Genomic DNA, 21,537 nt, shown 5'->3' with positions numbered 1-21,537 from the left:
TCACCCTGCCGGGCCCCCGGATCGATCCGGGGGCCCGGACCGCCTACCACCTCGGTCCCGCGCAGGCGTAGGCCGCGGTGCCGGCGGCGGTTCTGCGTGGTGGGCTCTGCGCCGGAAGGCGTCGGCGAGGCGGCGTGCCGCGATCGTCCACAGCCAACCCGTGGCCGTCCCGCCCACCGAGGCCCCCGTGAACGCACCCGCCGCACGCCACACCGCCGGATACGTCTCCTGCATCACCTCGGCGACGATCTGCTCGTCCACACACCGGCGGCGCAGCCGCAACGCCATCCACGGCGACGTACGCCGGTACAACTCCTCGAACGCCGGTATCGACCAGCTCAGCGCACCGGGAAGCCGAAGGAGTAGCCCTGCTCCTTGAGCCGGGGGAGGATGCGGCGCAGGGCCTCGACGGTCTGGGCGCGATCGCCTCCCGCGTCGTGGAAGAGGAGCGTCGGCCCGTCCGGCAACTCCCGCTCGACGGTGGCGACGATGGCGTCCGTACCCGGCCGCTCGAAGTCCTTGGTGTCCACGTTCCAGCCCAGCGGGCGCATGCCACGGGAGGCGGCGAGCGTGCGGCTGTACGGGGTGAAGGCCCCGCCGGGCGCCCGGTAGTACATCGGTCGCACGCCCCCGGACGCCTTGGTGATCATGCGTTCGGCGTCGAGGATCTGCTGCGACTGGTAGGCCTGGGACTTCTTGTCCATGGTGGTGTCGTGCGACACCGAGTGGTCGCACAGCCGGTGCCCGGCAGCGACCACCTTCTTCACGAGGTCCGGGTGGGCCTGTGCCTGCGTCCCCACCATGCAGAACGTGGCCTTCACCCCGTACTCCCGCAGTACGTCGAGCACTTGAGGGGTCCATACGGGGTCGGGGCCGTCGTCGATGGTGATGTTGACGCCGTGCGCCCCCTTGTCCGAGGCATGCGCGATGGTCACCGCGACCGCCTTGACGCCACTGTCCGGCGCGGCCGACGTGGTCGCCTTCGGCGACGAACCGCCCACGGCCTCAGCCTGCGCGGTCCATATCGATGCACCGGCGGCGAGCAACGCCACCCCGATCGCCGCGCCGAGCACCTTGCCGTACCAGCCCTGCCCGCCGCCGTGCCGCGCCATGTCCGCCCCGCTTTCCCGCAGTTCCTCGCCGATTCCTTGGTCACCTCGCGACCATTTGGCAGGACGAGGAACGGCGGCCACGGGATGCGTCCGTTACCGATCAAGGACAATCCCGGGGTGGTTCCCGGACAACCCAGCGAGCAGCGGGCGAAACCGAGCCGCTCGGCCCGATCCCGCCTGTCCCTCGACACTGGCGCGCCCCCACCGCGGTGGCCCGCCGCAGCCGACGTCACTCAGCCGAGTGGAGTGCCGCTCGCGTCGGTGAGGCCGGCGAGCTGGGCACCGCTCGCCGGGGTGTTCCAGATGGTTTGTTCAGGCTTGCTGAGGGAAGGGCGAGCTGAGCAAAATACAAGCCCCAGGCCGCTGACCTGGGGCTTCATCTGGAGCGGGTGACGAGAATCGAACTCGCACTCTCAGCTTGGGAAGCGACGGCGCTTGGACGGCGGCGTAGCTTCTGACCTGCGGGTACGCCGCCCGGGGAGGCAGTTTGAAGGGTTGGTTTCGCGCCGCTGTCTACCGTGGTTGTCCGGTCCTGTGGGCACGCTTTGGGCACGCACCCACATGGGGACGCCGCGCGGGGGCCGGACGGCTCCGCTGCGGTGGGACACCTGCGGGTGCGGGATGCCCCCGACACATCGGCCTCGGTCGGTCAGGTGGGCCCGTCAGGGCTCCGGGAGAAGGCCGTGTCGCCGGCCATCGCCACGATCGCGTCCTTGACGAGCAGCACTCGCGGCGGGTAGCTCTGCACTTTGTCCCCGGGGCTGTCCAGTGCGGAGGTGCGCCAAACTTCCGCTCCGGTGCGGCTGTCCAGTGCCAGCAGACGGCCGAAGCGGTTGGAGAAATAGACCCGCTTGTACGTCGCTGACACCGCGGGCGCGGACAGACTTTCCACGTCCGTCACCTTCTGCCAGAGTTGCTTGCCGCTGTCCGCCGACACCGCGGTGACCGACCCGTCGGACCGGACGAAGTAGACGACGCCGTCCACAAGGGTGGCCGCGCCGGTCAGCGGATGTGCCAGCGGTATCCGTCTGACCTGCCCGGTTTCCGACGCCACCCGCAGCAGCGCGTTGTACGGCCGTTCGTACCCGGTTTCGTACACGTCCTTCGCGGTCTGGGGGGCGAGGAACAGGGGTTGCCCGCCGACAGCGCCGAGCGCTTCCGCCTTCTTGGGCAGTGTGGCGGTTTCGGTCAGGCTGCCGGGTCCGAGCTTCATCAGCTCGACCGGGGCCTGGCCGGGCTCGGTGCCCTTCGAGCACAGGGCGTAGGGGACGCCTCCCAGCGCCGACGGAGTGCAGTACTCGTCCTGCGAGGGCGCCCGCCACAGTTCCTTGCCGGTAGGCCCGTAGGCCACGAACGACGAGTAGTCGGGAGACATGGTCAGCAGTCCGCCGTCGTACAGGACCGCATCCTCGGACGGGTTGATGCCGCGTTGCCACCGCCGGTGCCCGGTGCCGGTGTCGAGGGCCACTACGCGCCTGGTCTTGTCGTCCGGTTCCTCGTACATGTAGACCAGCCCGTCGCGGACGCCGATCGGCTGCGCCCCCTGAGGGCGGGTGCCGGTCCGCCACAGGGTGCGGCCGGAGGCCGCGTCGATCCTGGCGGCTGTGAAGCCCGTACCACCACAGAACAGGGCGCTTCCCTCCGCCACGCATCCAGGGCTGTCGTAGTCGAGAGGGACACCCTTCACGTCGTACCGCAGCGCCGTCTGCCACGGCCGCCAGCCGTCGGGCAGTGACGCGGCACGGGCGGTGGCCGTGGCGCTGGCGGTGGCGGTGGGGGTGTCCGGATCGGACGCGAAGACACCCACCCCGATGGACAGCCCCGTGACGGCCAGCACCGCGCCGAGGCCGGTGAGCAGCATCCGGGCTCGGCGTCGCTTGCCGGTGCCGGTCGCGGCGCCTGGGGAGGCGGTGGCCGCGCTCCGTGAAGCGGGACGGCGCCGGGGTTTCGCGGCCTGCCCGGTCTTAGGGGACCCGGTGGCGTCGGATTCCGGCAGCGCCTGGAGCATGCGGTGTATGTCCGTCAGTTCCGGCCGTGCGGCCGGATCCTTGTCCAGGCAGCGCTCGACAATACCCAGGAGCGCTTCGGGCACCCCGCCGAGGTCGGGGGTCCCGTGCACCACCTGATAGCCGGTTATATACGGGCTGTCGGCATCGAACGGTCCCGTGCCGACGGCCGCGAACACCAGCAGTGACCCCAGCGCGAACACGTCCGAGGCCGAGGTGACGTCTCGGGGAGCGGCCAGTTGTTCCGGCGACATGAAGGGCGGAGTGCCGATCATCCGCCCGGTCGTGGTGAGGTGCTGGTTGTCGGAAGCGCGCGATATGCCGAAGTCGATGACGCGCGGCCCGTCCTCGGTCATCAGGACGTTGCGCGGTTTGAGGTCCCGGTGCACCAGGCCCGCCCGGTGGATGTCGCGCAGCGCCTCGGTGAGCCCCAGCCCCAACGCGCGCAGTTCCCGCTGGCTCAACGGGCCGTCCTTCTCCACGACTTCGGCAAGGTTGAGCCCCGGCACGTAGAGCGTCGCCATCCACGGCCGGTCGGCGTCCGGGTCGGCGTCCACGACAGGCGCGGTGAAGGCGCCACTCACTCTGCGCGCTGCCGCGATCTCCTGCCGGAAGCGCGTCCGGAACTCCTCCTCCTGGGCATACGGACCGTGCACGAGCTTGACCGCCACCTGCCGTCCCGAGGCGGAGACTCCCAGATAGACGGCTCCCATGCCGCCCGCCCCGAGCCGACCGAGAAGGGTGTACCCGCCTATGGACTCCGGGTCCCCGGTGCTCAGGGGCGTCATCGCCGATCATCCTTCCCAGCGCCTGCCTGCCTCACGGGGATCAGAGTAGGGCCTGCCGCTCCGGAAACGGAGCCGCGCCTATCACGCACCGGTGTCCCTGTGCCCCTGAGCCGTGCGATGGGTCATCCGTCCAGACGAGGGCTCAACTCCTGGCCGTCCAAGCCGATGTCGAACTCGAGCCGATGTTGATAGATCGGCGACGCACAGCGGTTCGCGGACGCGCCGCCTCGCGTCTCGACCGTTTCCCGTCGCATCTCGAAGGCGACTCAGAACAAGCCCTTGTACCCCTGCCAGCCGGTGGCGATCTTCGTACGGCCGCCGAAGGAGCCTGCGCCAGGGGATAGACACCGCCCACGTCGAGGACATCCGCAAGCAAGCGACGGTGGAGATCTGTGAGGTTCACGCAGCGGCCTGGGCTTCGTGAGCCAACTCGTCGAAGGAGCTCTCCCATACCTCCCGGACATCACGGCTGACCAGTGTGCGCAGTATGGGCCACAGGCTGACCAGAAGGTCGCGATTGAGGAACCGGACCAGATCTTCGTGCAGACCCTCGGCCAGGACGATCCGGTAGTAGCTCATCCGCAGCCGCGGCTGATCGAGATCGAACGTGGTCAGGCCCGACCACGCCAGATGCAGCGGCAGCGTCACTGTGCCGTGCTGAGGGCCTACGAGCTCGGAGAGTGCGGCAGGCGCACGCCGTGCGAACTTGGCACGGCGAAGATCAGAGCGACCGGACTGTGTTGCCATACGTCGATTATCCAGGAAGAGCCTGCGGTGGGCTCTGTGATCCGCAGACCGGCGCAAGCACCTCTCAGGTATACCGTTAACAAGTTATGTCTCTTGTCTCCTGGCGACTAGGCAACCGTGGAGAGCGACGGGAGGTAAAATACCTGCTGAGAGCACTACTGGCCCTTGAATTCCGGCTCTGCAGCTGATGCATCTCGCCCATCGGGCGATGTGCGCACCGCCGGTGCGCTGTTTGACGCTCTCGCCGTCGCCTCTCTACCGTTCCCTCATCGAGAGCAATCAGGACGGTGTACGGGGGTTTCGTGAACGGTACGGGTCTCAGCGACGATCGCTTGCTGTCGAGGGCCGAACTCGCAGAACTGGCTGGGGTGATGCGGCCGGCGGTCACCAACTGGCAGCGTCGGTACGAGGATTATCCGGAGCCGGTCAGGACGGGAGAAACGGAACTATTCAGTCTACGGGCGGTCCTAGGCTGGCTTGGCTCCCGTCAGATCCCGTCGCGCGCACGTGCGTCCGACGAGCCGCCCGGGTTCACCTATGCGGACCGCATGCGGCGGAACCTCGTTGCATTGGACGACGCCCGCCAGAGAGCGACCGCGCTGAGCGGTGAGGCAGCTGGCAGCGGTCTGTTGAGCGACGAAGAACAGCGGGCGCGTCAACTTGCCCAACTGCTGGGACCGATGGCAGACGCCGTGCGCGGCGGCGGATCGATAACGGACTACCTTGCCCTGCTCCTCTCCCTGGTCTTTCTCCAGATGAGCGGAAACCCGCGCTCGGTGTCGCTTCCGCGCACGGCGCGGGCTCGAACCAGGGCTGCCACGGCGGCTTTGTTGCAGGAGATCGGGGAGGCAGCCGACGAGGCACTTCGCCTGCGTGGTGTGCCGCCGGGCATGCGGGCAGCCATCGTCAGGTTGGAGCCTCGGGAGTACGCGGATGTCATCGAGGTGATCCGCCTGACCGACGGCTTGGGCATCGACGAGTTCCGGCAACTGGTGGATCAGTTCGGCTCCCGAGCCGGGCTTCCCAGCGGTGAATTCTTCACCCCACGTGCTGTCGTGCGCCTGATGCGGGACGCCGCCATAGGGGACGAGGACTCCGCGCAATGCGTCTACGACCCGTATGTGCGCGCAGGCGAGATGCTTGATGGAGCCGCTGAACGCCTCGGTGGCGTCGTGCCTCTGACCCTGCGTGGCGAGAGCCCGCAGCGCGGCACACTTCGGCTCGCCGGAATGAACCTCGCGCTGCACGGAGTCCGGGTCGAACTGGAGGCCGGAACCACGGCCCCATGGAACGAAGGTGTCTGGCCGAAGGGCTACCAGGCCGACCTGATCCTGACCAATCCGCCTTTCAACGCGCGCGGAGCCGTGCCGAAGCCCCGTGAGGGTATCGACTGGCCGTACGGACCGCCTCCCCCCGGCAATCCTGCCTTCGCCTGGCTCCAGCATGTCCTGGTGTCTCTCAAGAACGAGGGCCATGCAGGCGTCGTGATGCCGGTCAGTGCGGGCGCCTCCACAGACGTCCGGGAGCAGGAGATTCGGGGCAGGCTGGTGGAGGACGGTGTTGTCGAATGCATCGTCGCGCTGCCGCCTCAGCTCTTCTCGGGGGCTCAGGTGTCCGTCTGCTTGTGGTTCTTGAGGCGTTCCGTGGGGGTTGGCGAGGAGATCCTTTTCGTGGACGCCCGGGACCTGGGTGACAAGGCGACTCGCGGACCTCGGGTCCTGTCCGACGAACACGTCGGCGCCGTGACGAAAACCGTTCAGGCATGGCGGCGAGGGACCGGATTCCGCCTAGGTCGGCAGAGCGCAGGCCATCTTGCGGTCGCTGCCCCGCTGGAGGCCGTGCGGGCTGCCGGTTACTCGCTCAGCCCCGCCGACTACGTGGACAGATGGATGTCTGCGGCGTCACCGGCCGATGCAGCGACTGAGGCAGCAGCCACGAAGCGGACGCTCGATTCGGCGAGGCGTCGAACGGAAGCCGTGGACGGCGCGGTCGATACGCTCTCGTACGGCCCATTGCCGTCAGCCGTCGCGTTCTCGTACGACGGGCTACCTCATGACTGGCGTCGGGTTCCGCTGGGTGATCTGGTCGACATCATGGCTGGTCCGTCCTACTCACGCCTGCCGGCCGAGGTTCGCTCCGCGGCAGGCGATCTACATGTCGTGATGCCCAAGCATCTGCGTGAGGGACGTATCGACGATCGCGACATGGAGAAAGTGGGTGTGGACGTCGCCCGCGCACTGGCAAGGTTTCGTCTCAGCCCCGGAGACATCCTGTGCGTGCGTTCCGGTGCTCAGATGCCCCCTGCTTTGGTCGCGAAGGCGCAGGATGGCTGGCTGTTCAGTACCAACCTGCTGCGGCTGCGTGCCCTGGAATCGGATGGGGAGCCACTTGTCCTTCCGGGCTACCTGCTCGCCTACTTGTCTCTGCCGGAGACAGTGCATTGGCTCAAGGAGTACGCCCGCGGAACCGCCGTCCCTTCCCTCAGCGCCGCCACACTGGCACTTCTGCCCGTACCGCTGCCGCCCCTTGCGCACCAGCGGCGAATCAGCGCCGCGCTGGAAGCGGTAGACGCACAGATCACCGCGCACCGCGAACTCATTCAGGCCGCGATGCACCACCGCAGCACACTCGCCGCCCATCTGCTGACCGGCGTCCTGGTCCCGGAATGATGCACTCCTCTCCGTTCAGTCCTTTCGCGAAGGAAGACTTCTGTGAATGCTCCGTCGTGCGAGCCACGATCCGGAACAAGGTACCTGTGGCTACTCGTCGCAGCGCTGTTCTCGCTCGTAGTGGCCCTTGTCGCTGGGATCCTGAAGGCCAGCACCGGAGCCGGATTCGCCGAGGCAGTCCTTTACGGCGGCACTGCTTTTGCCACGTCGATGGGCCTCTGCTTGCTTGTCCTGTCTGCGGCCGGTCAACTCTGAACGAGCTGACGTGCCGCGCGGTACAGCCCGATGTGAGCCGTGCACGTTCCCCTCTGCTTTCGTAGCATCGGGTACGCGGGCCGCCTACCAACCGTCGCAAATGATGCACGAAGGGTACGAGTCCACTGATCAGCCCAGACTACAAAGAAGGCCCGGGTCGATGACCCGAGCCTTCTTCATGGAGCGGGTGACGAGAATCGAACTCGCACTCTCAGCTTGGGAAGCGACGGCGCTCAGGTGGGCGTCACCCCTCTGACCTGCGCAGATTCGACGTCCTACTGCGGGCGTGGGTGCCTCGTGTCACCGCTGTTGACCGTGGTTTTCCGCCTTGAAGGGCACGCTATGGGCACGACGGGGGGCACGGGGACGATTGCCGTGTTGATGGAGCCTCCCCTGGCCTCGGCACTCTTCGACGCCCGAGCCAACCGAGTGGCGCCGTCGCGACTGCACACGGATGCCGAGCGGTGGATTGTCATCGGGTGCGGTGTCGTAGGAGCGCCGGGCGTTGTGAGCGTGCTTCTCCGGCAGATGTGCGCAGAGTACCGCCCCCGGGTGATGTCCGCGTTCGTCCGGGGCCGCCTCATCGACGAGGTCTACCTCCCCCCCCCATCGGCGACAACCTCGCCAAACAGCTCGGCACCGCAGGCGATGCCAAGCGCACCGACACCGGCGGCCTGCTCCTGTTCATCTCCCCGCCCGGCTACGACAAGACGACCCTCATGGAGTACGTCGCCGACCGCCTCGGCCTCGTCCTCGTCAAGGTCAACGGGCCCTCGCTCGGCAGCGCCGTCACCTCGCTCGACCCGGCCGAGGCTCCGAACGCCACCGCCCGCCAAGAGGTGGAGAAGATCAACTTCGCGTTGGAGGCGGGCAACAACACCCTTCTCTACCTGGACGACATCCAGCACACCTCGCCCGAGCTGCTCCAGCGGTTCATTCCGCTGTGCGACGCCATGCCGCGCGTCGAGGGCGTGTTGGCTTCGTTCACTTCAAGTAGCAGCGTTTGTTCACCGGTTTGGGCAGCAGTTGGTGATCTTGGGGCTCGTGGATGTTCACCAGAAATGACGCCATTGTCTGAAGCGGCGGCTGACGGACCGTCGCTTGGCGGCGGTCCTGGGCCCAGGGGCAGGCGATCGGCTGCTGCCATATCCTTCTGCCGTGGCAGCTTGGTTCGGCTGGAGTGGCCTGTGCGGAGACCGGAGAGGGCAGGTGCAGGGTGGGAACGACGCGAAACCCGAGGGCCGAGTTCTTCAGCAGCCCGGGGTGGATGGGCGTGTGCATCCTGTTCTATGCACTGACGGCAGCCAGCAGCAGCACTCCGCCCTGGCTGAGGGGCATCGCGGCCGTCCTTCTGGCCATCTGGGTGACGCTGCTTGCGAAGCACCTCTTGCGACGTGCCCACAACCGCACTGAGAAACCGGACGACCCGGCATCCGGAAGCTGCTGATGCTATGCACGACCCGCCGTCTGGTCGGAGGGCGGGTCGGCAGATGGGGTTCGACGGGCGTCAGCCGGCCTTGGCCGGCTCTTCGGCCCGGGCCCGGGTGCTGGCCAGGCGGTAGGAGTCGGTGCCGGTCTCGATGCTGTCCTGGCAAGCCCCCCACTGCCTTCAAAACACGACTCGTGAATAAAGCCAGCCCTTGCCGTCAACACGGCCTACATCGCCTCCGCCGCCCGGACCGACGCCACCCGCACGGAGCCGCCCTTCCGGCTCCAGGGCTCCTACCGCACCATGAACAAGATCGCCCAACGCATCCAGCCCGTCATGAACGACACCGGACTCGCCGCCGTCATCGACGACTGCTACACGGCCGAGGCACAGACCCTCACGACCAGCGCGGAAGCCAACCTGCTGAAACTGGCCGAACTACGCGGCACCCTCACCACCGGACAGGCGCTCCGCTGGGCGGAGGTGAAGACGGCTTACGTCCGCGCGCAGACCCTCGGCGGCCCCGAGGACGCCCCGCTGACCCGCGCGGTCGGCGCGCTCGGCCTGCTCGCCGACCGGATCTCCGCCGTGGAGTCCGCGATCAACCGTGCCGCCGACCCCCGTCACCTGATGGCCGGCCCCACCGCCAGGCACGCCGCCGGGCTGCGGCAGCGAGCGTCGGACAGTACCTAGCCGAAGGCGAAGTGGCTCCGTCGGGCGGCGCAAGGCCGGTCCTCGGGCACACTCTGTATCGGCAGGCCGGTTGTATCGTTCGAGGTGTCGGCGCGGTCGTACGTCCTCGTGGCCGTTTCTGCCGGTGGATCGAGAGCGAGACAGGAGCCGAGGGTGCGTGCGCGTGACTTGGCGGTGGAGTACGAGACAGTCGGTGTCGACAGCGACGCCCTGGACGCCGCACGATTGATGGCCGAACACCGGCTGCCCGCGCTTCTGGTGCTGGACGAGCGGGGCGCGCCGAAGGCGATCCTGCCCGCTTCCCAGATGATCAAGATCCTGGTGCCGGGGTACGTCGTGGAGGACCCCACGCTCGCGGCGGTCGTCGACGAGCGCCACGCCGACCGGCTGTGCGAGGCGCTCGCGGGACGCAAGGTCCGCGACTGTCTCTCGAAGACCACGCCGCCGCCCGCCATCGCCGCCCCGGACGACACCGCACTGGAGGTCGCGGCCCAGATGGCACAGGCCCGCAGCCCGCTGGTGGCGGTGGTCGATAAGGACAAGAGTGGTACGCGGCTGCTCGGAGTCATCACCGCCTCGCACCTGCTGGAGCGGCTGCTCGCCGCCGCGGCGTGCTGACGGCCGCTGTCACGAGTGGTAAGGGCCGGTCTCTTCGTAGATGTCGAGGACGCGGGTGAGGCCCAGCTGGGTCAGCGTGGGACGGGTCCGGGAGTCGGCGTGGGTGACGATCACCCGGGTGCCGTGGGGCCGTGCCGCGAGCAGCGCGATGAACACGGCCCTACAGCCGTCGCAGCTGAGGTAGGTCACCCAGGCGAGGTCGATTTCGAGGATCGGTGGGCGGGTGAGGAGGACCTCCCGCAGGCCCTCGCCGATCTGGTCGGCGTTCTCGGACGTGATCTCCCCGGAGAGTCTGACGACGACATGGCCCGGGTGCGGGACGACCTCCGCTGTGTGGCGGTGGAACGGGTGGAGGATGCGGCTGCCCACGCCGCGAAATCCGTGGTGCTCGTGCGGGTCGTGAGCGGATGGCGGATCTGGCATTCGAGGCTCCGTGGTAGCGGGCGGCCGACTGCCGACCAGGCTTCCCGGCCTGCCTGACTCTTAGCCTAGGCAAAGATCGCAGTGGCCGCAGCTCGGGGCCCGGTAGTTCGAGTACTCCGACCCCCGGTGGGCTCTGTCGTCAGGTTGCCGGATTCCGGCAACCTGACGGCCCTCAAGGTGCTCGCCAAGAATCTGTTAAAGACGCGTCAAGGACCTGTAAGGTTCCCAGCGGTGTGCCGGGAAGTCTGGTCGGCGAGCAGGGGATCACTCTCTCTTCCGATCGGGGCGTTCAGCATGGTGCTCGTGGTGGTGTTCGGGGCCGCACTGCTGGTGGCGGTGCTGTTGTCGGGTCTGGCGGCACGCACAGTGCTCTCCACTTCCTTTCTCTTCCTGGTCGGCGGCGCGCTCGTCAGTGACGGTTTCCTCGGGCTGATCCACATCACGCCGGACAGCGAGATCGTGTCCGTTACGGCCGACCTCGCCCTGTTCGCGGTGCTCTTCACCGACGGCATGCACGTCTCGCTGCCCAAGCTGCGCGCCAACTGGAGGAACCCGGCGCGCGCCTTGGGCCTGGGCATGCCGCTCGCGTTCGTCTTCATGGCGCTGGTCACCCACTACCTGGTGGGCCTGGACTGGACGACGTCGTTCCTGGTGGGCGCGGTCCTCGCGCCCACCGACCCGGTGTTCGCCTCGGCGATCGTCGGACGCGCCGAGGTCCCGGCCAAGCTGCGGCAGCTGCTGAACGTGGAGAGCGGCATCAACGACGGGCTCGCCCTCCCGGTCGTCCTCGTCCTGATCGCCGCGGCTGGCCCGACCGCGGGCAGCGCGGACGCCTCCGGCTCCACCATCGCCCTGGAACTCGGGCTGGGCCTTGCCTTCGGCATCCTGCTGCCGCTCTTCGTCAATGGGCTGGTCCGCTTCCGGCTGCTGGGCGCAGAGCCCAAGTTGCAGCCGCTGCTGCCGCTGGCGACGGGCACCGTCCTGTACGCGACCTGCCACCTCACGCACGCCAACCCCTACCTGGCGGCGTTCTCCGCGGGCGCCGTCCTCGCACACACGTCACCGGAGGCGAAGAGGTCCTTCGAGCCGCTCGGCGAGGCACTGGCGGAGCTCGCGAAGTTCGCGGCGCTGCTGGTCTTCGGCGCGCTGCTGACCCCGCGGCTCTTCGGCGCCCTGTCGTGGGGCGGGTACGCGGCGGTGGTCCTGGCGATCTTCCTGATCCGTCCCGCCTCGATGCTGCTCTCGCTGCTCGGCACGCGCATCTCCCGTAAGGAGAGGCTGGTGGCGGCCTGGTTCGGTCCGAAGGGCTTCGCCTCTGTGGTGTACGGGCTGCTCGTTCTCCAGTCCGGCATCCCGCAGGCAGCGGAGGCGTTCACCCTCGTCGCCGTGTGCATCGCCTTCTCGATCATCGCGCACAGCTCCACGGACGTGCCGATCGCCCGCGCCTTCGACGTGGAGGACCTGGCGGGTATCCCGGACGGACCCGACGGGGACGGCACCGGGAGCAAAGCTCTGCAACTGCTCGGAGGAACCGGAGAAACGTGAACGACTGGCACAGCTGGGCGGCGATCGTCGTGTTCGTCGGCGCGTACGCCCTGATCATCAGCGAGAAGATCCACCGCGTCGCCGTGGCCCTGGGCGGCGCGGGCCTGATGCTGGCGATCGGGGCGACCGACGACGTCTCGGCGTTCTACTCCGAGGACTCCGGCGTCGACTGGAACGTCATCTTCCTGCTAATGGGCATGATGATGATCGTCGGCGTGCTGAAGAAGACCGGCATGTTCGAGTACCTGGCCATCTGGTCCGTGAAGAAGGCGAAGGCCAAGCCCTTCCGGGTGATGGCCATGCTCGTCGTCATCACGGCCGTCGCCTCCGCGCTCCTCGACAACGTCACCACGGTCCTGCTGATCGCCCCGGTGACGCTGCTGGTCTGCGAGCGGCTCGCGCTGCCGGCCGCTCCCTTCCTCATCGCGGAGGTGTTCGCCTCCAACATCGGCGGCACCGCGACCCTGGTCGGCGACCCGCCCAACATCATCATCGCCAGCCGGGCCGGCCTGACCTTCAACGACTTCCTGGTCCACCTCGCCCCGCTGGCCGCGGTGCTGGTGGTCGTTCTTGTCGCGCTGTGCCGGGTGATGTTCCGCAAGTCCTTCGTGTACGACGAGGACCGCGCCGCCGAGATCATGGACCTGGAGGAACGAGAGGCCATCAAGGACCACCGCCTGCTGGTCCAGGGCCTGATCGTCCTTGCCCTGGTGGTAGCCGGTTTCGTCCTGCACCCGGTGCTGCACTACGAACCGAGCATCGTCGCCCTGCTCGGCGCCGGACTGCTCATCGCCGTCTCCACCGCCGAGACGAACGAGGTCCTGTCCGAGGTCGAATGGCCCACCCTCGCCTTCTTCGCCGGCCTGTTCATCATGATCGGCGGCCTGATCGACACCGGCGTGATCGACGAGGTCTCCAAGGCACTGGCCGATGCCATCGGCACGAACGAACTCGGCGGCTCGCTGACCCTGCTGGGCGCGTCCGCAGTCCTCTCCGGTGTCGTCGACAACATCCCGTACGTCGCCACCATGGCCCCCATCACCAGCGACCTGGTCCACAACATGGGCAGCGGCAGCGACCACGTCATGTGGTGGGCCCTCGCCCTCGGCGCCGACCTGGGCGGCAACGCCACCGCCATCGGCGCCTCCGCGAACGTCGTCGTCCTCGGCATCGCCGAACGCAACCGCCAGCCCATCACCTTCTGGCAGTTCACCAAGTACGGCCTGATCGTCACCGCCGTCACCGTGACCATCTCCCTCGGCTACGTGTGGCTGCGCTACTTCGCCCTCGGCTGACCCGTGGCCGACGCGGCGTACGGTCGCGTGTCCCGGCAAGGGGCCGTACGTCCCTGCAGGAATCGACCGGCCTGTCCGATACGTCACATGCTCCGGGCGTCGCACCTGCCTGGGAGCACGGTCACCACCCGGTGATGAGCAGGTGGTTGAGCAGCGGCGGTACCCCCGCCTCGGCCATTTCGGACAGCAGGACGGCGGTGCCGAGGTCATTGGGGGAGACGTACTCCGCCGCGTCCCCGAACCCCACCCACAGCCCGACCATGGCGGCCTGATGGCAGACGGCGTCCACGCCCGCCAGCGCCTGCCCGACCGCCGCCGGATTGCGCACATCCGCGCCCGGATCGGCGCGCACGTCGAAGACGACCGCCTCATGCCCGTGCGCCGTCAGCGCCTCGACGACATGGGAACCGATGAACCCGGCACCGCCGGTGACCAGTACCCGCATACGCTCACGCCAGGTGAGCGGCGCCGCCGGACCACGCGCCCACGCCCGCACGTCACGACTCCGTAAGAAGGGACGGTCTCGCGGACCGCCGCCCTCAGTTCCTCCTCAGCGAAGCCTCAGGGTTCCGCCAAGCCATGCGGTGGTCGTGGGCCCGATGCTCGAGCGGTCCGGGTCGGTCCGATCCGGAGCGGCCCACGGTGGCCGGAGACCACCTGCGGTTCCGGGCCATGCCGCGAACGGAGAGACGGAGATTCGATGATCTACGAGAGCGGGTACCCGGACGTGGCCGTCGTCGACCGCCCCGTCCATGAATGGGTGCTCGGCGACGCCGCCCGCCGTGGCACACGGCTGGCCATGGTGGATGTGGCCGGTGGACAGACTCTCACCTACGGTGAGCGCCGAAGGCATCGGCAAGGGCGATGTGGCCGCGCTGCACATGCCCAACACGATCCTGTTCCCCGTGGTCCTCTACGCCACGACCAGGGTGGGCGGGACGGCGACCACCCTTTCCCCGCTGGGCCGGCCGGCCGAGATCGCCAAGCAGCTGACCGACTCCAATGCCCGGGTGATGGTGAGCGTGTCGGCACTGGTCGAGACCGCACGGGCCGCTGTGGAGCTGGTGCGGCGGCAGACCGGCCGGGACATCGAGATCCTGGTCTGTGACAAGGCCGACGGCCACCGTCCGGTGCTGGGGCTGCTCGGTGACGGTGACGTACCGGAGTGCGCGATCGATCCGGCCGTGGACGTGGCCGTGCTGCCGTATTCGAGCGGTACGACGGGCGTGCCCAAGGGCGTGATGCTGACCCACCGCAACCTCTGCACCAACCTCCAGCAGATGAACGGTGTGCACCGGGTGGAGGAGGGCGATCGCGTCATCGCGATCCTGCCCTTCTTCCACATCTTCGGTCTGACCGCGCTGGTCAACAACGCGCTGCGGTGCGGTGCGACCGTTTATGTGCACTCATGTTTCGACATCGACGCGTTTCTGACCGGTCTGGAGCGGGACCGGATCACGCATGCGTACGTCGCTCCGCCGGACCGGTCATGCTGGCACTGGCCAAGCACCTCGCGGTCGACGGCCTGGACCTATCGCACCTGCGGCGCGTCATCTGCGCGGCGGCGCCACTCGACGCCGGGGTGCAGTCGGCGGTGGCCGACCGGCTGGGCGTGGAGGTAGGGCAGGGGCACGGCATGACCGAGCTGTCCCCCGTCACCCACCTACACGCGGACGGCGACCGTGACGAGCCCGTCAGGGGCGTGGGCCGCCTGCTCCCGTCGACGCGGGCACGGCTGGTCGACCCGGACACCGGGCAGGACGTGGCGGCGGGGGAACCGGGCGAGGTGTGGATCCACGGACCGCAGGTGATGAAGGGCTACTTCGGGCGCCCGGAGGACACCGACGCGATGGTCGACGCGGACGACTGGCTGCACACGGGTGACATTGCTCGCGTCGTACGCGTCCCGCCCATGTGCCAGGTCATCGGGCAGAAACGTGTGCAACCTGAAGGCCGTCGCGGGTTATCCGTGCCGCCCGTCTCCGGCACGTCCGGCGACAAGGGCATCCCCGTCCGGTGAGAAGGGCGTCAAGAAGGCATCAATCGGCTGGTCAGAGGCCATACTTGACGAGTGGGGGCCAGATAGGTCCCGGGAGGTTCCGCGCGGGGAGGCGACATCAGGTGAGCAGCGTCGGCAAGGGGCTCGGGAAGGTAGAGGTACGCCTGAAATGGGACCCGAGTCCCTTGGGGGAACCGGCCCGGCATCTCGACATCGTCGCCGCGACCTACTCCGCGGACGATCCCCACGGCCGGCCGGCGTACATCGTCCACTATGACAGCCGGTCTCCCGACGGCACGATCAACATGACCCGGCACAGTCAGACCGGCCAGGGCTTCGGTTACGTCGAGGTGATGGTGCTGGAGTTCGACCGGCTGTCGTCCGCCTACGGGCGGGTCGTGGTGGGGGTGGTCATCCACCAGGACGACGGGCGCCGGACCTTCGGCGACATCTCCAACGCCGGGGTGGTGGTCGTTCAGGGCTACACGGAGCTGCTGGCGGACGACTTCGCCGGGGGCGCCGACTCCACCGCCACCACCGTGGCCGAGTTCGTCAGAGACGGCTCAGGCGAGTGGGAGATGCACGAGATGATCCGGGGCTCCGACAGCGACCCCGTGGCGTTCACCATGGAGATGGGTACGGTGCCTGGGCCACGCCCTGACCACGCTCCGGGGACGCGTCCGACCGGGACGGTGTGAACGCGGAAGTTCTCCCGGGCTGGGCCGCGAGCGCGCGGAGAGCCCCATCTGGTCCAGGGCCGAGCTCGCCCGCTCCTCCGCGCGCCTGCCGACCAGCCGGATGCCATCAAGATGTACGGACGTGCCCCGGACCCTGCTCACCTGGCGAAACTGTTCAACCGTCGTAGACGGGATCGGAGCGGGCCTTCTTTCCCTTTTCCGCGTGTCTCATCCGTTGCGGGGCGCCGCGGAGGACGTGCCCGCGTAGGTGGGTCCGGGCGGCACGCCGGTCGCGGTGGGCACTCCGTCCGGCAAGACGTTCTCGGACTGCTGCGTGGCGCCCTCGTCGGGCTTGCCGTCGGGGAAAGGCGATCGAGTGGGCACGTGGGAGAGGGCTCCCACGGCCACGATGACCGCGGCGACGGCGGTGAGGAAGCACCCGGCGCAAGGAGCCGGATGCGGACCGTGCCCTGGAAGCCGTACGAGAAGACATGGTCAGACATGCCGACGTGCCGCTGCACGACGATGCCGCGATGCTGCTGCTCAGGTACCACGGTCATGGGGAAGGAAAATCTGTTCCCATCGCGTGAGAGGGCACCGACTTCGGCACGGTAGAAAGGAGATATGCCGGAGCACGAGAACCTTGCGGGGGCCATGGACGATGTCGACGCTGTCACCAGGGCGGTGCTGACCGCCTCCCGCCTGTTGGTGGCGGTCTCCGCCCGTTCCCTCGCCGAGGTCGAGGAGCGGGTGACCCTTCCGCAGTTCCGGATGCTGGTCGTGCTGGCCACCCGGGGCGCCACCAAGCTGGTGGTGCTGGCCGACCTGCTACAGGTGGCCCCCTCGACGGCGATGCGCATGGTGGACCGGCTCATCGCGGCCGGGCTCGCCGACCGGCAGACCAACCCCGACAACCGTCGCGAGACCCTGCTGCAGGTCACCGAGGAGGGTCGGCGCACCGTCGAGCACGTCACCGGCCGGCGCCGCTCCGAGATCGAGGCGATCGTCGCCCGACTCGGCCCCACGCAGCGGCTGGCGCTCATCGAGGCCCTGGGTGCCTTCAACCGGGCCGGAGGCGAGCCGCCTGCGGCTCCCGCCGCAGGCGACTCGGAGCCGCACCCGCTGGGCTGGGTCGTGGACGAGGCGATGGTCCACGACGTGTGACCGCAGCGGATCGGAACGGTGTACGTGGTCGGGCGGTACCTGCCTTCGGACACCTCTTCTCCGCATCCCCCCGTTCTTGCATAATGCAAGGGAATCGTGAGCGCGGGGTTCGCGAACCCGCTCCGGCGTATGCGTAGCACGAGCCTGTCCCGCCGCGACCGGGCGGTCGTGCAACAGGGTCGCCGACGGACAGAGGGAGGACGCGGGGATGGCACTCGTGCCCCGAACGGGCCGGTCCTCGCCCCCTGCTGACGTCCACCTGATGGCACATCTGCGTACCACGGTGTAGGGGCCCGCCGAGTTCGTCGGGCTCCCACACCGGTGCGGGACGCCGACGGCGTACTGTTCAAGGTCCGCAACTGGCGCGGCTGCGAACGGACGACCCGGCCCGGAGACGCGCTCGCGGTCGTGTACGACCCTCAGGGACTGGTGTCCCCACGCGGTGCGCAGGCGAGGTCCGGTGTGCCGGAGCCGCTGCAGGACCTGGCGCCGTGGGCAGCCGCTCTCGTCGCCGGTTGCCTGGTCGCCGTCGTCCGCTCCTACCGGCTTTCCGGTCCCGTCGACGCGAAGCGCTGAGGTCTTCCGGGTGGGACGGCGCGGTCTGCCGTTGATCACCCGGCCGTCGGGGTGGGCGTGGGCGAGGCGGTGTTGATGTTCAGGTCGGGGCGCGGTGTGAGGGCGACCATCGGTGCTCCCGGCTGTGGCGCGGGCGGGGTGAGCTGGTCCTTGGGGAGTTTCGGCGGGGTGGTCTGCTGGAAGTTGACCTGGTCGAAGTTGACCACTCCGGTCTTCTCCAGGACCGTGATGTGGTCCAGGACGGTGTCGTTGGCGAGGTCGGCGAGCTGGCGCACCAGGGTGTTGGTGGTGCTGGCGCGGATCTTGGCGATGGTCGGGAAGATCTGGCCGTGGGTGACGCGCATGATGTTCGCGGCGGTGCTGTCGAACTGTCGGCCGGACTGCGCCGCCGAGGTGGCGACGAACTGCTGCTGTTGCGGGGTGGCCTGGTTGGGCAGCGTGATGTTCAGCATGGGCGCGATCTTGCGGCACAGGTCGTCCAGCCCGGCATGCCCGACGATCAGGTGCTTGCCCGCTTCCTTCATCTCCTGTGTCGAGCCCTTCTCCAGCGCGAGCTCGCCCAGGGGGTACTCCCAGAGTCCGGCGGAGCGGACCTTGACGACGAAGTCGCGGTCGCCCTCGGTAAGCGGTCCCCACTGGGTGTTGGCGACGATCCGGGACGGATCGGAGGCGGTGGTCTGGATGCCGAGCATGCTGGGGTAGACGAGGGCGGCGAGCGTGGCGGTGAGCGCCCCGCCGACGACAAGGGTTCCGATGGTGTTGCGGCCCATGGGCATGACAGCTCCTGACGCGAGCGGACGGTTCGCCAAGAGGTACGGACGTGTCACACCGACCGATCATTGCGCAAGGTAAAATTTGCATGCTGCCATACGGTGATCGCGGTGGCGGGGTCATCCCGCGGTCGGGGACGCGGTCGGCATGGCTGCCGTGGTCGGTCCCGTCGGTACCCCCTCGGTCGACAACCCAGGGGGCACGCTGAGAGCGACCACGGGCGCGCCCGGCTGCGGCACCGGTGGCGTCACCTGGGCGGCGGGGAGCTTCGGCGGGGTGGTCTCCTGGAAGTTGACCTGGTCGAAGTTGACCAGTCCGGTCTTCTCCATCTGTGTGATGTGGTCCAGGACCACGTCGTTGGCCTGGTCGGCGAGCTGGCGCACGAGGGTGTTCTCGGTGGTGGAGCGGATCTTGGCGATGGTGTTGAAGATCGAGCCGTGGGTGACGCGCAGGGTGTTGGCGAAGTCGGAGTCGAACTGCTTGCCCGTGTCCGACTGGAAATTCGCCAGGAAACCCTGCTGCTGTGGTGTGGGCTGGTTGGGGATGGTGATGTTCAGCTCTGGGGCGATCTTCCGGCTGCTGGCGTCGAGCGCGGCGTGCCCGATGACCAGGTGGCGCCCGGCCTCCCGTACGGCCGCGGTCGTTCCCTTCTTCATGGCCAGTTCGCCCGAGGGGCCCTCCCAGAGCCCGGCGGAGCGCACGAAGACGACGAAGTTGCGGTCGGCCTCGGTGAGCGGTCCCCACTGGGTGTTGGCGATGATCCGCGACGAATCGGAGGCGGTGGTCTGGATGCCGAGCATGCTGGGGTAGGCGAGGGCGGCCAGCGTGGCGGTGAGCGCCCCGCCGACGGCGAGGGACCCGATCGTGTTGCGCGAGACGGGCATGGTGCCTCCTGGTGTGGGTGGCGTGGCTGCCCGGTCGTACGCGGCAGGTACGGAAAGAGGACCTTTGCGCTAGGTAAAGATTGCATGATGCCAGATTAGATGGGGCGGCTCGGGCCGCGCGTTGGACGGTTCCACACCGGTGGGCGTGGCCACATCCGCTCATTTCAGTCGGCCGGACGTATCCCGTGCTGAAACGACTGATGGCCTTGGCCGAGGAGATCCGCCGCGGCGAAGGGAACCGCGGGGCTGCCGAGCCCGCGGTGAGCAACCACGCGTGCGGTCACGCCGCCCGGTGGTCGTCGTCCGCGCGGACAAGCGCCGACTGGGCCGCGGGCGTCAGTCCGCTTCGGCGCGGGCCTCGATGTCCTCGATGTCCGCGGGCCGTCCGGCTCGCGTCCACCGGGCGTACAGGCCGCCGGCGACGAGCAGGGCCGCGGCGAGGGACAGCATCGGCCAGCCGCGCAGCAGGTTCACCGCGAGGGTGAAGGCGACGGCCACGGCGGCCAGGCCGTTGATCCAGGCCAGGGCCGTCTTCCGCTCCTGGCGCGCGAACCGGGCCATGGCCAGCAGGCCGATCAGGAAGCTGACGAAGACGGCGACCGCGTAGAACAGGACCAGTTCCTGCTCCTGGCCGGCGGCCGCGACGATGATCAGCGCGGCGGCAGCCAGATAGACCACGACCGACCAGTACGGGGTGTGGTGCCGGTTGCTCCGGCCGAGTACCGGTGGCAGTACGCCGGGCCGCTCGGCCGTGCCGGACAGGGCTTTCAGCAGCCCGGGTCCGGCTTGGAAAGAGGAGCTGGCCGCGGCGAGCAGCAGCAGTGAGCTCGTCAGCTGGAAGGCGCCGTACAGCCAGCCGGGTCCGGCGGCGGCGTGCGCGATGTCGGCGATCTGGGTGGAGTCGGAGCCAGGGATGCCGATGTGCAGGCGCACGGCCAGCGCGGTCAGGGCCAGAGTCAGTCCGCCGACGATGATCAGCAGCAGTGCGAGCGTGCCCCGGCCGAAGCGCCGACGGTGGGTGTCGTCGAGCTGGCCGAGCTGGGCGATCGCGGTCGACGGTGCCTCGATACCGGTGGCCAGGGCCATGGCGACCGGGAAGGCCAGGACCACGGCGAGCACGGCGGAACGCCCCGGGTCGGTCGAGGCGGCGGCGTGGCCGCTGGTGTGGGGGGAGGTGAAGCCCAGGACGAGAACGGCGACGGAGATCACGATGAAGGCCACGGTCATCACGGCGAACAGCAGTCGTCCGCCGTGCCCGAACCAGGTCAGCGCGGCGACCACCAGGAGCAGCAACAACGCGAGCGGGATCCGGAGCGGGGCCAGGCCCGGGAAGAGGGCGATCACCGCGCTCGTCGCAGCCGCGATCGAGATGCCGATGGTCAGCACGAAGTCGACGACCAGGGCACCGATCGGCAGGAACGTCCAGCGCGCGCCGAAGGCCCGGCCGGCCGCCGCCGCGGCACCCCCGCCCTTGGGGAAGCGCCGTACGAGCTGCCAGTAGTTCGCGGTGACGAGCACGACGAGTGCGATGACGAGGCCCATCGTCGGCAGCAGCAGGGCGAGGTCGCCGTGCAGGGCACGCAAGGCGGCCTCGATCGCGTACGCCACCGAGGAGACCGGATCGGCGATCACCGCGAAGGCGAACGCGAAGAACAGGACTGAGCGGCGGGGGCCACGCCGGTCCAGGACGGGGGACGGGGCGCCTGCGACGGCGGCGGCCGACTTCGAGAGGGTCACGCGAAGACCTTCCTTGATGTCCGTGGTTCGCACCACGAACGAGTCACCAGGGACACTTCGCCGACCCGTCTTCCCGGCACACCGGCTTCGACGTTACGTCAAAAGGTCATCAGTGCGGCGTCAGAGAAGCGTCAAGATCTTGGGTTCGG

Annotated in this window: 17 protein-coding genes and 4 pseudogenes; 11 read left to right on the top strand and 10 right to left on the bottom strand. The window is 68.6% G+C overall.

The window, feature by feature from the left end:
• Positions 1-78: 78 nt before the first annotated feature.
• The 4 genes and pseudogenes from OG568_RS24925 to OG568_RS24910 form a co-directional block, all read right to left on the bottom strand.
• A pseudogene (locus OG568_RS24925) lies at positions 79-342 on the bottom strand (RNA polymerase sigma factor); the annotation flags it as partial.
• Positions 339-1,112: a polysaccharide deacetylase family protein gene (locus OG568_RS24920; RefSeq protein WP_329536443.1), complete on the bottom strand. Its 774-nt coding sequence runs from the start codon at positions 1,110-1,112 to the stop codon at positions 339-341. The gene OG568_RS24920 and the pseudogene OG568_RS24925, both read right to left, overlap by 4 nt.
• 649 nt (positions 1,113-1,761) lie before the next feature.
• Positions 1,762-3,906: a protein kinase domain-containing protein gene (locus OG568_RS24915; RefSeq protein ID WP_266584190.1), complete on the bottom strand. Its 2,145-nt coding sequence runs from the start codon at positions 3,904-3,906 to the stop codon at positions 1,762-1,764.
• Positions 3,907-4,305: 399 nt separating this feature from the next.
• The gene (locus tag OG568_RS24910) at positions 4,306-4,653 is read right to left on the bottom strand and encodes a transcriptional regulator (protein ID WP_329533167.1); all 348 of its coding nucleotides are present in this window, start codon (positions 4,651-4,653) and stop codon (positions 4,306-4,308) included.
• A 302-nt stretch (positions 4,654-4,955) separates the two neighbouring features.
• Between OG568_RS24910 and OG568_RS24905 the strand changes: the two genes are divergently transcribed.
• From OG568_RS24905 to OG568_RS24890, 4 genes and pseudogenes are all read left to right on the top strand, one after another.
• A complete protein-coding gene (locus OG568_RS24905; RefSeq protein WP_329533166.1) occupies positions 4,956-7,322 on the top strand; it encodes an N-6 DNA methylase in 2,367 nt (788 codons plus the stop codon).
• Between the two features lie 792 nt (positions 7,323-8,114).
• Positions 8,115-8,551: pseudogene (locus OG568_RS24900) on the top strand (AAA family ATPase); the annotation flags it as partial.
• A gap of 665 nt (positions 8,552-9,216) precedes the next feature.
• Positions 9,217-9,699: pseudogene (locus tag OG568_RS24895) on the top strand (AAA family ATPase); the annotation flags it as partial.
• A 153-nt stretch (positions 9,700-9,852) separates the two neighbouring features.
• Positions 9,853-10,317, top strand: coding sequence for a CBS domain-containing protein (locus tag OG568_RS24890; protein WP_329533165.1), 465 nt, complete (start codon positions 9,853-9,855; stop codon positions 10,315-10,317).
• A gap of 9 nt (positions 10,318-10,326) precedes the next feature.
• Here the strand turns inward: OG568_RS24890 and OG568_RS24885 are convergent, their stop codons facing one another.
• Positions 10,327-10,740, bottom strand: coding sequence for an STAS domain-containing protein (locus OG568_RS24885; RefSeq protein WP_329533164.1), 414 nt, complete (start codon positions 10,738-10,740; stop codon positions 10,327-10,329).
• Between the two features lie 294 nt (positions 10,741-11,034).
• Here OG568_RS24885 and OG568_RS24880 point away from each other — a divergent pair, with 294 nt between their 5' ends.
• Positions 11,035-12,285, top strand: coding sequence for a cation:proton antiporter (locus tag OG568_RS24880; RefSeq protein ID WP_329533163.1), 1,251 nt, complete (start codon positions 11,035-11,037; stop codon positions 12,283-12,285).
• Positions 12,282-13,580 (top strand): ArsB/NhaD family transporter, encoded by a 1,299-nt coding sequence (locus OG568_RS24875; protein WP_329533162.1) that lies wholly within the window; start codon positions 12,282-12,284, stop codon positions 13,578-13,580. The genes OG568_RS24880 and OG568_RS24875 overlap by 4 nt, the downstream gene beginning before the upstream one ends.
• Before the next feature lie 148 nt (positions 13,581-13,728).
• On the opposite strand, the pseudogene OG568_RS24870 reads toward OG568_RS24875, so the two are convergent.
• Positions 13,729-14,025, bottom strand: a pseudogene (locus OG568_RS24870) (NAD-dependent epimerase/dehydratase family protein); the annotation flags it as partial.
• Between the two features lie 391 nt (positions 14,026-14,416).
• On the opposite strand from OG568_RS24870, the gene OG568_RS24865 reads away from it, so the two are divergent.
• The 3 genes from OG568_RS24865 (at position 14,417) to OG568_RS24855 (ending at position 16,277) form a co-directional block, all read left to right on the top strand.
• The gene (locus tag OG568_RS24865) at positions 14,417-15,202 is read left to right on the top strand and encodes an AMP-binding protein (protein ID WP_329533161.1); all 786 of its coding nucleotides are present in this window, start codon (positions 14,417-14,419) and stop codon (positions 15,200-15,202) included.
• On the top strand, positions 15,106-15,600 hold the full coding sequence (locus tag OG568_RS24860) for an AMP-binding protein (protein WP_329536442.1): 495 nt from the start codon (positions 15,106-15,108) through the stop codon (positions 15,598-15,600). Before OG568_RS24865 ends, OG568_RS24860 begins: the two co-directional genes overlap by 97 nt.
• A 62-nt stretch (positions 15,601-15,662) precedes the next feature.
• A complete protein-coding gene (locus tag OG568_RS24855; protein WP_329536441.1) occupies positions 15,663-16,277 on the top strand; it encodes a TerD family protein in 615 nt (204 codons plus the stop codon).
• A gap of 207 nt (positions 16,278-16,484) precedes the next feature.
• Here the strand turns inward: OG568_RS24855 and OG568_RS24850 are convergent, their stop codons facing one another.
• Positions 16,485-16,640 (bottom strand): hypothetical protein, encoded by a 156-nt coding sequence (locus tag OG568_RS24850; RefSeq protein ID WP_329533160.1) that lies wholly within the window; start codon positions 16,638-16,640, stop codon positions 16,485-16,487.
• Positions 16,641-16,880: 240 nt separating this feature from the next.
• Here OG568_RS24850 and OG568_RS24845 point away from each other — a divergent pair, with 240 nt between their 5' ends.
• Positions 16,881-17,420, top strand: a complete 540-nt coding sequence (locus OG568_RS24845; RefSeq protein ID WP_329533159.1) for a MarR family winged helix-turn-helix transcriptional regulator — start codon at positions 16,881-16,883, stop codon at positions 17,418-17,420.
• A 321-nt stretch (positions 17,421-17,741) separates the two neighbouring features.
• A complete protein-coding gene (locus tag OG568_RS24840; RefSeq protein ID WP_329533158.1) occupies positions 17,742-17,996 on the top strand; it encodes a hypothetical protein in 255 nt (84 codons plus the stop codon).
• A gap of 35 nt (positions 17,997-18,031) precedes the next feature.
• On the opposite strand, the gene OG568_RS24835 is transcribed toward OG568_RS24840, so the two are convergent.
• From OG568_RS24835 to OG568_RS24825, 3 genes are all read right to left on the bottom strand, one after another.
• A complete protein-coding gene (locus OG568_RS24835; RefSeq protein WP_329533157.1) occupies positions 18,032-18,772 on the bottom strand; it encodes a DUF4142 domain-containing protein in 741 nt (246 codons plus the stop codon).
• 114 nt (positions 18,773-18,886) lie between these two features.
• The gene (locus OG568_RS24830) at positions 18,887-19,651 is read right to left on the bottom strand and encodes a DUF4142 domain-containing protein (RefSeq protein ID WP_329533156.1); all 765 of its coding nucleotides are present in this window, start codon (positions 19,649-19,651) and stop codon (positions 18,887-18,889) included.
• A 336-nt stretch (positions 19,652-19,987) separates the two neighbouring features.
• Complete coding sequence (locus OG568_RS24825; protein WP_329533155.1) at positions 19,988-21,388, bottom strand: amino acid permease; 1,401 nt, start codon at positions 21,386-21,388, stop codon at positions 19,988-19,990.
• Between the last annotated feature and the right edge of the window lie 149 nt (positions 21,389-21,537).

Source organism: Streptomyces sp. NBC_01450 (assembly GCF_036227505.1).
Lineage (GTDB): Bacteria > Actinomycetota > Actinomycetes > Streptomycetales > Streptomycetaceae > Streptomyces.
Note: the sequence above shows the minus strand (reverse complement) of the source record. Positions and strands in the feature narration are given on the sequence as shown.